Raw genomic sequence first — 12236 nt, forward strand, 5'->3', positions numbered from 1 at the left:
CGTCCTCAGCCCATCGTCGGGATGACGAACTCGGCGCCGTCCTTGATACCCGACGGCCAGCGCGTCGTGATGGTCTTGACCTTGGTGTAGAACTGGATCGAGGCGGGCCCGTGCTGGTTGAGATCGCCGAATCCGGACCTCTTCCAGCCCCCGAAGGTGTGGTAGGCCACCGGAACCGGGATCGGGACGTTGACACCGACCATGCCGACCTGCACCCGGTCGCAGAAGTCCCGGGCGGCGTCACCGTCGCGGGTGAAGATCGCGACGCCGTTGCCGTACTGGTGATCCGAGGCCAACGCGAGCGCCTCCTCGTAGTCCGCGGCGCGGACCATGCACAGGACGGGCCCGAAGATCTCGTCGGTGTAGATGGTCATGTCCTTGGTGACGTGGTCGAACAGCGAGGGCCCGATGAAGTAGCCGCCCTCGAGCTGCGCGTCGCCGAACGTGACGTCGTCGCTGGCCCGCTCGCGTCCGTCGACGACGAGTTCGGCTCCGGCGGAGACACCCTGGCCGATGTAGTCGCGCACGCGGTCGAGTGCGGCACCGCTCACCAGCGGCCCGTAATCGGCCTTCTGGTCGTGGGAGTGTCCGACACGCAACGCGGTCACCCGCTCGATCAACCTCTCGCGCAACCGGTTCGCGGTCTCCTCCCCGACCGGGACGGCGACACTGATCGCCATGCACCGTTCCCCGGCACTGCCGTACCCGGCCCCGATGAGCGCGTCGACGGCCTGGTCGATGTCGGCGTCGGGCAGCACGATCATGTGGTTCTTGGCGCCACCGAAGCACTGCGAGCGCTTCCCGTGCGCCGCGGCCGTGGAGTAGATGTACTGGGCGATGTCGGAACTCCCGACGAACCCGACGGCCTGGACGTCGGGGTGGGTGAGGATCGCGTCGACCGCGACCTTGTCGCCGTGGACCACCTGGAAGACCCCCGCGGGCAGACCGGCCTCTGCGAACAGCTCGGCGAGGCGCAGCGGCACCGACGGGTCGCGCTCGCTGGGCTTGAGGATGAAGGCGTTGCCGCATGCCAACGCCGGGCCGGCCTTCCACAGCGGGATCATCGCCGGGAAGTTGAACGGGGTGATCCCGGCGACCACACCGAGCGGCTGACGCACCGAGTGCACGTCGATGCCGGTGCCGGCGCCCTCGGTGAACTCGCCCTTCAGCAGGTGCGGGATGCCGATGGCGAACTCGATGACCTCGACACCACGCTGGATGTCGCCGTGCGCGTCGGCGATGGTCTTGCCGTGTTCGATCGACAGCAGTTCGGCGAGCTCGTCGGCGTTCTGGTTCACCAGGTCGACGAACCGCATCATCACCCGTGCGCGGCGCTGCGGGTTCCACGACGCCCAGACCTTCTGCGCGGTGACCGCGGACGCGACAGCGGCGCCCACCTCGTCGACCGATGCCAACGGCACCTGCGCCTGCACCTCGCCGGTGCTCGGGTTCATCACGTCGGCGGTCCGACCGGACGTACCGGAACGACGCACACCGTCGAGGAAGTGGGAGATCTCGGCGACCATGAGCGGCCCTTCTCGCGAGCGAAGTGGATGTGGGCGAACAGCGGGACTGTCGCGTGGATCACCGTACACTAGGAACTCCTAGTAAACGATCGACGACCGGACGCCGGCCGATCGACACGAGCCGGAGGATGCCGATGCGCGCGACCAGTCCCACCGAGCGGTTCCGCGTGGCCCGCGCCGCGCTCCTCGACAACGCCGAGGACCTCGACGCAGCCCGAGCGGCGTTCGCCTGGCCGGAACTGGACCGCTGGAACTGGGCGACCGACTGGTTCGACGTGCTCGCCGCCGACCGCGAGGCCGCCGGTGACGACCGTCCTGCGTTGTGGCTGGTGGAGGAGGACGGCGGCGAGGCACGCTTCTCGTTCCCCCAGATGCGGGACCGGTCGGTGCGCATCGCGGCCTGGCTGCGCGAGCAGGGCGTCGCACCCGGCGAGCGGATCCTGCTGATGCTGGCCAACCAGGTCGAGCTGTGGGAGGTGATGCTGGCCGCGATCCGCCTGGGCGCGGTCGTCATCCCGGCGACCACTCAGCTCTCGCGGGCCGACGCCGCCGACCGCCTCACCCGTGGCGGCGTGGACCACGTGATCGTGCGCGGTGAGTTGTCGTCGACCATCGACGAGGCGCTCGCCTCGCTCGACGACGGCCGCTCCCCCACCCGGATCGCCGTCGGCGCCGGCGATCCGGGCTGGCTCGACTACCCCGACGCGGGCGCGCTGGACGATCCGCAGGGGTTCGTCGCCGCCGAGACCCGTGCCGACCACACCCTGCTGCTGTACTTCACCTCCGGGACCACGTCACGTCCGAAGCTCGTCGAGCACACGCACGCGTCCTATCCCGTCGGACACCTGTCGACGATGTACTGGATCGGCCTGCAACCCGGCGACGTGCACCTGAACGTCTCGTCCCCCGGCTGGGCCAAGCACGCCTGGTCGAACGTGTTCGCGCCGTGGAACGCCGGGGCGTGCGTGTTCCTGTACAACTACACCCGCTTCGACGCGGGCGCGCTGATGGCACAGATGCAGCGGTGCGGGGTGACGACGTTCTGCGCCCCACCGACGGTGTGGCGCATGCTCATCCAGAGCGACCTGAGCCGCCTGAGCACCCCGCCGCGACTGGCCGTCGGCGCCGGGGAACCGCTGAACCCCGAGGTGATCGACCGCGTCCGCGACGCGTGGGGTGTCACCATCCGCGACGGCTTCGGTCAGACGGAGACCACGGTGCAGATCGCCAACACACCCGGCCAGCCGATCAAGGACGGGTCGATGGGACGACCGTGCCCCGGCTACGTCATCGATCTCGTCGACCCGGCGACGGGCGAGGCGGGCGTCGACGAGGGTGAGATCTGCGTGAGCCTCGCGCAGCGTCCACTCGGGTTGATGGTGGGATACCACGGCGACCCCGACCGCACCGCCACCGCGATGGCCGGCGGCCGGTACCACACCGGCGACGTCGGCAGCCGCGACGCCGAGGGCTACATCACCTACGTCGGCCGCACCGACGACGTCTTCAAGTCCAGCGACTACCGCATCAGCCCCTTCGAGCTGGAATCCGTTCTGCTCGAACACGATGCGGTCGCGGAGGCCGCCGTCGTCCCGGCACCCGACGAACTGCGCCTGTCGGTCCCGAAGGCCTACATCGTCCTGGCCGCCGGATGGGAGCCCGACGCCACCACCGCCGCCGCGATCTTCGCCCACAGCCGCGACCACCTCGCCGGGTACAAACGCATCCGTCGCATCACCTTCGGGGAACTGCCGAAGACGATCAGCGGCAAGATCCGCCGCGTCGAACTGCGCGCCGCGGAGAACGCCGGCGAGGTCACCGAGTACCGCGAGGAGGATGTCCGACCGGCCGCTCCGGCCCCCGGCCGGAGCTAGCCTGGGGTGATGACGGCCACCATCGCACTCGACGACCTGATCGCGGCGCTGCCCGGCGGCGCGGTGGTCACCGACCCCGACGTCGTCGCCGGCTACCGCCAGGACCGGGCGCTCGATCCGCATGCCGGCACCCCGCTCGCGGTGATCCGCGCGACGAGCACCGACGACGTCGCCGCCGCGGTCCGATGGTGCGCGGCGAACCGTGTGGCGGTGGTGCCGCGCGGCGCCGGCACCGGGCTCTCCGGTGGTTCGAGCGCCGTCGACGGCGCGATCGTGCTGACCACCGAGAAGATGCGCGACATCCACGTCGACCCGGTGATGCGCACGGCCACCGTGCAGCCCGGTCTGCTCAACGCCGAGGTGAAGGCGGCCGTCGCCGAGCACGGCCTCTGGTACCCGCCGGACCCGTCGTCATTCGAGATCTGCTCCATCGGCGGCAACGCGGCCACCAACGCCGGCGGGCTGTGCTGCGTGAAGTACGGCGTCACCACCGACTACGTCCTCGGCATGGAGGTGGTCCTCGCCGACGGGCGCGTCGTGCGGTTGGGCGGCCCGCGCCTCAAGGACTCCGCGGGCCTGTCGTTGGTGAAGCTGTTCGTCGGGAGCGAGGGGACTCTCGGGATCATCACCGAGCTGACCCTGCGACTGCTGCCCCCGCAGCCCCCCGCGTGCACCGTCGTCGGCAGCTTCGCCTCGGTCCACGACGCGACCGAGGCTGTTCTCGCGATCACGAACAGGATCCGTCCGGCGATGCTCGAGTTCATGGACGCCGTCGCCATCAACGCCGTCGAGGACCAGCTGACGATGGGCCTCGACCGGGACGCGGGCGCCCTGCTGGTCGCCCAGAGCGACGCCCCCGGGGCGGCCGCCGCCGAGGAGATCGCGGTCATCGTCGAGGCGTTCGAGCGGCACGGCGCCTCCGAGGTGTTCTCCACCGACGACCCCGAGGAGGGCGAGGCCTTCACCGTCGCCCGGCGGATGGCCATCCCGGCCGTGGAGAAGAAGGGCACGCTGCTGCTCGAGGACGTCGGCGTCCCGCTGCCGAGCCTGCCCGCCCTGGTCGACGGGATCGCCGCCATCGCGGAGAACCGTCAGGTGATGATCTCCGTGATCGCCCATGCCGGCGACGGCAACACCCACCCGCTGATCGTCGTCGACCCCGACGACCCCGAGCAGCGCGCCCGCGGCGACGTCGCCTTCGGCGAGATCATGGACCTGGCGATCGCGTTGGGCGGCACCATCACCGGCGAACACGGCACCGGCCGCATGAAGAAGGCCTGGCTGCCGAACCAGGTCGGCGAGGACGTCATGGACATCTCCCGGAAGGTGAAGGCCGCCCTCGACCCCGACGGCATCCTCAACCCGGGTGCGATGTTCTGACCCGTCGGCGCCCGCTCCACTTCCGGTGTAGACGCTCCACCTCCAGGGTCGCCGCTCCACCTCCAGGGCACACGCTCCACTTCCAGTGAAAGCGCTCCACTTGTTCGAGGACGCTCCGCCTGCAGTCGGAGCGTCCTTGAGCAAGTGGAGCGGGAACCCCAAGGCGTCGAGCGAGAACCCTGGAAGCGGAGCGGTGACCGCGCGTCCCGATCCGATCACGTCGGAGCAATCGGCGACCCCCGTCGGTGCCGGCGCATAGCGTCGGACGGGCAGGCCACACCGCGAGTCAGGAGATGCCATGAGCGATCACGTGTACCGGGTCACCGAGGTCGTCGGGTCCTCGACCACCAGCACCGACGAGGCGATCCACACCGCGATCGCCCGTGCGAGCGAGACCCTGCGCAACATCGAGTGGTTCGAGGTCACCGAGACCCGCGGTCACGTCGAGGACGGGCGGGTCGCACACTTCCAGGTGACGCTGAAACTCGGCTTCCGCCTGGGTGACTGACACCGCTCGGCGCGCGGCGGGTCAGTACCCGAAGTAGCCCTCGAGCAGTCGCAGGTGGATCTCGGCGGCCGTCGGGTAGCTCGGCACCGCGTGCCACAGGTCGTCGACGGTCACCCTGCCGACGATCGCGACGGTCATCGCGTGGATCAACTCGCCCGCCTCCGGGCCGACGAACGTCGCCCCCACGATGGTGCGGGTGGCGTCGTCGACGACGATCCGTGCTGTGCCCGTGGCGTCGTCGCGGAGCAGCCCGATCCCGGCGGCGGCGGTGATCGGCTTCGTGATCACCGTGACCTCGTCGTAGCGCTCACGAGCCTGTGCCTCCGACAGCCCCGACGATGCGACCTGCGGATCGGTGAAGACCACCTGCGGGACCGGCGGATGCGCCGGCACCGGCGGCGGGGTCCGGCCCTCGGCGAGGGCGGCGATGCGTTGACCGACGATGCGCGACTGATACTTCCCCCAGTGGGTGAGCATCGGTCCGAACGAGGCGTCGCCCACCGAGTACAACCAGTCGACACCGTCGTACCCCTCGGGCGCGGACACCTTCGACGGGTCGGTGACGCCGACGGCGTCGAGCCCGATGTCGTCGACAGTGCGATGGCGCCCCGCCGCGACGAGGATCTCGGCCGCGGTGATCTCCTGCCCGTCGACGGTGACGGTGACCGGACCGCCGTGCGGCACACCGGTCGCACCGCCGGCGTCGGCGACGGACTCACGACGTGCTGCCGTGATGTCGACGCCGAGGCGGATGTCCACACCTGCGTCGCGCAGCGCCTCATTGACCGCCTCGCCGGCGAAGTCGTCGAGCGAGCCGAGCAGGGTGCTGCGGACCAGCATCGTGACGGTGCTGCCCATCGCACTCATCCACGTCGCGGCCTCACACGCGACGACACCGCCCCCGACGATGATCAACGACTCGGGTACCTCGCGGACGCCGGTGGCGTCGCGCGACGTCCAGGGGGCGACGTCGGCGAATTGCTTCGGCACCGAGGCGGTGCTGCCGGTCGCGACGATCACCGCGTGGCGCGCCGTCAGCGTGCGGGGCCCGTCGCCGCCCGTCACCTCGACGGTCTTCTCGGCGACGAGTTTCCCGGTTCCGGTGACGACGTCGATGCCGGTGTCACGTGCCCACTTGCGTTGCGAGGAGTCGGAGTAGTGGCTGACCCAGGTGTCGCGGCGGGACATCAGCGCCGACGCGTCGATCCCGGCCGCGACGGTGACCCCGTCGAGGTGGCGGGCGGTGGCCGCGATCTCCACCGGCCGCAGCAGCGCCTTGCTGGGCATGCACGCCCAGTACGAACACTCACCACCCAGCAGTTGGTTCTCGACGATCGCGGCGGTGCGATCGGAGTTCGCGACGGCGAACTGTGCGGCGACCTCGCCGACGGCCCCGCCGCCGAGCACGATCACGTCGTAGGTGTCGGTCATGTCCGGTGAGCTCACGACCCCACAGTGCTATGGATTCCCGAACTTGTCACCGGCCCCGCGGATGTCGTCGCGTCACCGGTGCCCCGGATCGCGGAGATACGCGCGAGGACGACCACGGCGACCACCATGACGGCGAGCGCGACGACCATCAGCCCGTTCTGCCACCAGCCGACGCGGACCGACTCGCCGAGCAGTGTCACACCGAGCGCCATCGAGACCGCCGGTTCCATGACCGTCATCGCCGGGAACGACGTCTGCAGTTCGCCGGCGACGAAGCTGCGTTGCTGGGCGACGATCCCGCCGACAGCCACCACCGCGAACAGGTAGGCCTCCGGCCGCGACCAGAGATGCAGCGGGTCGTGCAGGACCTGGTAGACGACGGCCTTGATGAGCAGCGCACCGATGCCGAACAGGGTGCCGGCGACGAGGCCGTAGCAGAGGGCGCGATGGTGGTCGTCGGCCTTCTCCGCGACGACCACGAGCCCCACGAGCAGCGCGATGGCCGCCAGGACCGTGCCCGCGATGAGCAGATGATCGGGGCGACGCTCGACCTCCTGCGGGTCGGCCAGGAGCAGGAACAGCCCGACGCAGACGACCAACACGCCGCCCCACCCCCACTCGGTCCAGGTGGGGCGTCGGTGGTCGAGGACGGCCTCCATGGGCAGCGCGAACAGCACTGCGAGGACGACGATCGGCTGCACCAGCAGGATCGACCCGAGACCGAGGGCACCGGCCTGCAGGCCGAATCCGAGGAGCGCGACCGCCGCACCGATGCTCCACATGACGGTGATGGCGCCGCCGGCACAGGACGCTCGTTGACGGAGCACCGTGCCCAGCGCGATCAGCGCGGCGGCGCCGATCGCGAGGACGGCGGGGATCCACGTGTGCACTGTTCCGAGGCTAACGGCCCGGCGGGCGGGCGGCCGAACTCAACGACGGTGTCGGCAGGTCGTGGTCGGGGTGGGACTCGAACTCGGTCTCGCGGTCGGCCGCGAACTTCGCCAACACGACGACGGCGTACCCCATGATCAGCAGCACGATCCCCACCACGACACCCTCGACGACGTCGACGTTCGCCCGCTCACCGAGCAGCAACACGCCCAGCGCCATCGCGACGGCGGGTTCCATCACCGTCATTGCGGGGAACGACGTCTGCAGGTCGTGCGCGGCGAACGCGAGCTGCTGGGTGACCACCGAGGCGGAGGCGACCACCAGGATCAGGTAGAGCTCCGGATGCGTGAAGGGCCGCGCAAGGCCGTCGCCGAACTGCGTCATCACCGACTTCACCAGGAAAGACTGCACACCGGTGAGCAGCCCCGACGCGGATCCGTACAGCAGCGCACGGTGGTGCAGGGTGACCATCCGGGCGGCGATCACCAGGCCCGCGAGCACCACGACGACCGTGACGATCGTGCCGGCCAGCACACCCGCGTCGAGGCGGCGATGGGCCGGTGTCGGCATGGTGATCAACACGAACGCCGCGATGCACAGGGTGAGGACGATGCCCCACTTCCACTCCGGGAAGCTCAGTCGGCGGTGGTCCAGGTGCGCCTCCATCGGCAGCGCGAAGAGCACCGACAACACGATGAGCGGTTGGACGAGCAGCAGCGTCCCGAGCGACAGCGCAGCGGCCTGCAGCACGAATCCACCGGCTGCGATGGCGACACCGAGCCACCAGCGGCGGGTGATGCCACCCGAGGGTGTGGAGGATCGCTGCCGGACCAGCGTGCCGGTGGCCACCAGCAGCGCCGACGCCACGGCGAGGGCCGCGGGCAGGATCAGGTGCATCCGGCAACGGTACTGGCCGAGAGGGGTGGTCGGCAGCCGGCGGCGACAGCGCTGGGGAATCCTCACCCAACTCTCAGACGCAGCAGTTCGCGCCGCGCCGGGCCAGGTGTTTCCCCCGTGTCGGACCGGCGTCCTACCGTGTGTGACATGCGCGACGACGGTGCCCTGATCCGCGAGCTGGAACTGCTCGCGACGCTGTCGCAGTCGCAGATCCGTACAGCCGTCGACGACATCGCCGCCCGTGCAGAGTTGGTCGGGTTCGCCCTCGACGAGGACGTCGAACTCCGCCGTGAGGCCGATCACGCTCGCGACGCCGGCGACGACGAGACCGCGTGCCACCTCGAGCAGGAGGCGTCGGCCTGGCGGGCCACGGCGACCACGCTGCGACGGGCCGGTCGGACGCAGGACGCGTGGCGTCGCAGCGCATGACCCGCACCCTCGTGCTGATGCGGCACGGCAAGTCCGGCTACCCCGACGGTGTCGCCGATCGCGACCGCCCCCTCGCCGACCGCGGCCGTCGCGAGGCAGCGCTCGCCGGTGAGTGGATGCGGCGCGACGGGCTCGCCGCCGACGCGGTGGTGTGTTCGACGGCGGTGCGCACCCGGCAGACCCTCGAGCGGACCGGCATCGAGGCGCCGTCGGTGACCTTCGTCGAGGACGTCTACGGCGGCTGGCCCGAGGACGTGCTCGAGGCCATCCGTGTGCACGTCCCGGCCGACGCGTCGACGGTGCTGGTCGTCGGGCACGAGCCCGGCATGCCGATGACCGCCCGCACACTCGACCCGGCCGCCGAGGTCGACCACTTCGTCACGTCGGCCTACGCGGTGCTGTCGGTGTCGGCACCGTGGGATCGGCTCGGGTGTTCCGCCGACGACACCGCGACCTTCCGCGGTCTGTTCGTCCCCCGCTGACCGCCGTTCGTTGGGCGGCAGGAACCGTCCGTTGGGCGGCAGGAACCGTTCGGTGGGCGGCAGGAACCGTTCGGTGGGCGGTGGGAACAGTCGGGTGGACGCTCAGAGGCGCGGGAGCAGAGCCGCGGCGAGGTCGACGCCCGATCGCCACGCGCTCTCGACGCGCGGCGCGCCCTCGGGGCACCACTGGTCGCCCGCGAGTCCGACGAGCCGATCGCCGTCGACGGCGATATGACACGAGAGACCATGCTGCGCGGCGGGTTTCGCGAACGTCCACCGGTGCGCATGCGCCCACACCGGCGTCCCCACCCCGAGCAGGTCCCGCAGAGCGTCGACGACAGGCGCGACCGCCGCGTCGGGATCGTCGAGGTGCGCCCGCGCCCGATCCGGCGTGGTGTGCGCGACGAGCACCGGTGCGCCGTCGCCGCGCCGCGACCCGTCGTCGGCGAGGAACGCGACGTCGGCATGGTCGTTGACGAAGGCGGCGTCCGCGAACGGCAGGTCGAGCGGGTCGTCGAAGCCGACGACGACGGCGATCACCGGCTCGTACTCGACGGCGTCCGGCACCTCGACGAGGCGCACGGCCTGCGGGTCCGGCATGGCGACGACCACGTGACCGTCGGGCAGGGTCGCCAGATCGGCGGTCTCGACGGCGACGTCACCGAGGACGTCACGGACCAGGGACCGCAGACCCCCGTCGGTCGCCCAGCGCATCGGGCCGGACGACGTCGACGGGGACTCGCCGGGCGCGAGCACGCCGAACGTGTCCGTCCACGGACGTGTGAGACCGCGCTCCCGCCAGTCGTCGACGACGTCCTGGAATCCGTTGTCCCGCACCGTGAAGTAGCCGGCACCGATGTCGACGCGGCGGTCGTGCAGCGTCGGCGACGCCATACGCCCGCCGGGCGCCCGCCCTCGGTCGACGAGGCGCACCTCGACTCCCGCGCGGACGAGTTCCACAGCGCAGGCCGCCCCCGACATCCCGGCCCCGACGACGGTCACCTCTGCGCTGCTCATGTCACACGGTAACCGCGTGCCCATGGCATCCGGCCGACGCCGAAGCGGCCCGACGAACGGTTCCTGCCGCCCGACGAACGGCCCCGGGTGCCCAACGAACGGTTCCTGCCGCCCAATGAACGGTTCCTGCCGCCCAACAGACGGGTGGTTACTTCACCAACGCGCGTTCGAGGATCGGCGACAGGTCGAGACCCGGCGGCAGGGTGCCGAACGCGCTGCCCCAGTTGCGGGCGAGGCGGGTGGCGGCGAACGCCTCGGCCACCGCGGGGTGACCGTGGCGCAGCAGCAGCGCCCCCTGCAGTCCGACGCACAGCGACTCGGCCAGGCGACGTGCCCCGATGACGACGTGCTCGAGGTCGCCGAGCTGCGACTTGATCGACGCGACGTGCGCGTCGTACCGCTCGTCGAGACCGAGCGCCGAGTCGAGTTCGTCGGTGATCGCCTCGACCGACTTCGGCGCGGTCGCCATGGCGCGCAGCATGTCCAGCGCACTGACGTTGCCGCTGCCCTCCCAGATCCCGGCGAGCGGCGACTCCCGGAACAGCCGCGCCATCCCGAAGTCCTCGATGTACCCGTTGCCCCCGAGGCATTCCATGGCCTCGGCGGCGAACACCGGCGCACGCTTGCACGTCCAGTACTTGGTGGCGGGCAATCCGATCCGTCGGATGAGTCCCTCGCGCTCGTCGCCGCGCTCGGCGGCGTCGGTCGCGCCGGCCATGCGCATCGACACCGCGATGGCGGCCTCGGCCTCGATCGCGAGATCGGCGAGAACATTGCGCATCAGCGGCTGGTCGATCAGGTAGTCGCCGAACGCGCTGCGGTGCTGGGCGTGGTGCATCGCCCGCGAGAGACCGGTCATCATCACCGACGCGCTCGCGACCGCGCAGTCGAGACGGGTGAGGCTGACCATCTCGATGATGGTCCGCACCCCGCGACCCTCCTCGCCCATCAACCAGCCTGTGGCGTCGTCGTATTCGATCTCCGACGAGGCGTTGCCGTGATTGCCGAGCTTGTCCTTCAACCGCTGCAACCGCAGCCGGTTGCGGGTGCCGTCGGGCAGCACGCGCGGGACGAAGAAGCACGACAGGCCGCCGGGTGCCTGCGCGAGGGTCAGGAAGAAGTCACTCATCGGTGCGGAGGTGAACCACTTGTGCCCGACGATCGTGTACGTGCCGTCGCCGGTGGGCGTCGCCGACGTCTGGTTGGCGCGGACGTCGGAGCCGCCCTGCTTCTCGGTCATCGACATGCCGGCGGTCAGCGCGCGCTTGCTCGTCGGGACGGCGAGGACCGGGTCGTAGTCGCGCACGGTGAGCAGCGGTTCGTAGATCTCCGCGAGGTCCGGCGCGTGTCGCAGCGCCGGCACCACCGCATAGGTCATCGAGATGGGACACAGGTGGCCCGCCTCGACGTTCCACACGGCCAGCTTCGCCGACCGCACCGCGTGCGCGCCGGGTCGGTGATCGGTCCACGGACCCGAGTGCAGCCCGTGTTCGGTCGCCGTGGCCATCAGCCGGTGGTACGCGGGGTCGTACTCGACCTCGTCGATGCGGTGCCCGAACTTGTCGTGGGTGTGCAGCACGGGGCGGTTGCGGTCGGCGAGTTCGCCCCAGCGCATCGCCTCCTCGGTGCCGGCGAGCGCGCCGAGCGCCTGCACCTCGCCGAGGCCCCACTCGCCACCCTCGCGGACGAGAGCCTCACCGAGCGCGGGGTGGTCGGCGGCGTTGTGCCCGACGAAGGGCGGGACCTGATTGAACACGGAATGGGTGTCGGCCATGCGAACAGTGTCCTCCACCACAGTCGC

Annotated in this window: 11 protein-coding genes; 5 read left to right on the top strand and 6 right to left on the bottom strand. The window is 70.6% G+C overall.

The window, feature by feature from the left end; all coding sequences use genetic code 11:
• Positions 1–5: 5 nt before the first annotated feature.
• Complete coding sequence (locus ACXVUM_RS03090; RefSeq protein WP_458520405.1) at positions 6–1526, bottom strand: CoA-acylating methylmalonate-semialdehyde dehydrogenase; 1521 nt, start codon at positions 1524–1526, stop codon at positions 6–8.
• Positions 1527–1654: 128 nt separating this feature from the next.
• On the opposite strand from ACXVUM_RS03090, the gene ACXVUM_RS03095 reads away from it, so the two are divergent.
• From ACXVUM_RS03095 to ACXVUM_RS03105, 3 genes are all read left to right on the top strand, one after another.
• Positions 1655–3400: an AMP-binding protein gene (locus ACXVUM_RS03095; RefSeq protein WP_458520406.1), complete on the top strand. Its 1746-nt coding sequence runs from the start codon at positions 1655–1657 to the stop codon at positions 3398–3400.
• A 9-nt stretch (positions 3401–3409) separates the two neighbouring features.
• Positions 3410–4780: an FAD-binding oxidoreductase gene (locus ACXVUM_RS03100; RefSeq protein WP_458520407.1), complete on the top strand. Its 1371-nt coding sequence runs from the start codon at positions 3410–3412 to the stop codon at positions 4778–4780.
• Positions 4781–5078: 298 nt separating this feature from the next.
• Positions 5079–5288, top strand: a complete 210-nt coding sequence (locus tag ACXVUM_RS03105) for a dodecin (RefSeq protein WP_458520408.1) — start codon at positions 5079–5081, stop codon at positions 5286–5288.
• Between the two features lie 21 nt (positions 5289–5309).
• On the opposite strand, the gene ACXVUM_RS03110 is transcribed toward ACXVUM_RS03105, so the two are convergent.
• The 3 genes from ACXVUM_RS03110 to ACXVUM_RS03120 are packed head-to-tail and all read right to left on the bottom strand — an operon-like array spanning position 5310 to position 8507.
• Positions 5310–6734: a dihydrolipoyl dehydrogenase family protein gene (locus ACXVUM_RS03110; RefSeq protein ID WP_458520409.1), complete on the bottom strand. Its 1425-nt coding sequence runs from the start codon at positions 6732–6734 to the stop codon at positions 5310–5312.
• Positions 6731–7609, bottom strand: a complete 879-nt coding sequence (locus ACXVUM_RS03115) for a DMT family transporter (protein WP_458520410.1) — start codon at positions 7607–7609, stop codon at positions 6731–6733. Before ACXVUM_RS03115 ends, ACXVUM_RS03110 begins: the two co-directional genes overlap by 4 nt.
• A 10-nt stretch (positions 7610–7619) precedes the next feature.
• Positions 7620–8507 (bottom strand): DMT family transporter, encoded by an 888-nt coding sequence (locus ACXVUM_RS03120; protein ID WP_458520411.1) that lies wholly within the window; start codon positions 8505–8507, stop codon positions 7620–7622.
• Between the two features lie 147 nt (positions 8508–8654).
• Between ACXVUM_RS03120 and ACXVUM_RS03125 the strand changes: the two genes are divergently transcribed.
• Both ACXVUM_RS03125 and ACXVUM_RS03130 read left to right on the top strand, forming a co-directional pair.
• On the top strand, positions 8655–8936 hold the full coding sequence (locus tag ACXVUM_RS03125; protein ID WP_458520412.1) for a hypothetical protein: 282 nt from the start codon (positions 8655–8657) through the stop codon (positions 8934–8936).
• Complete coding sequence (locus ACXVUM_RS03130; protein WP_458520413.1) at positions 8933–9418, top strand: SixA phosphatase family protein; 486 nt, start codon at positions 8933–8935, stop codon at positions 9416–9418. The genes ACXVUM_RS03125 and ACXVUM_RS03130 overlap by 4 nt, the downstream gene beginning before the upstream one ends.
• A 102-nt stretch (positions 9419–9520) precedes the next feature.
• Here the strand turns inward: ACXVUM_RS03130 and ACXVUM_RS03135 are convergent, their stop codons facing one another.
• Positions 9521–10435: an NAD(P)/FAD-dependent oxidoreductase gene (locus ACXVUM_RS03135; protein ID WP_458520414.1), complete on the bottom strand. Its 915-nt coding sequence runs from the start codon at positions 10433–10435 to the stop codon at positions 9521–9523.
• 148 nt (positions 10436–10583) lie between these two features.
• Positions 10584–12209 (bottom strand): acyl-CoA dehydrogenase family protein, encoded by a 1626-nt coding sequence (locus tag ACXVUM_RS03140; protein ID WP_458520415.1) that lies wholly within the window; start codon positions 12207–12209, stop codon positions 10584–10586.
• Positions 12210–12236 lie beyond the last annotated feature (27 nt).

It is taken from the genome of Williamsia sp. SKLECPSW1, assembly GCF_054332755.1.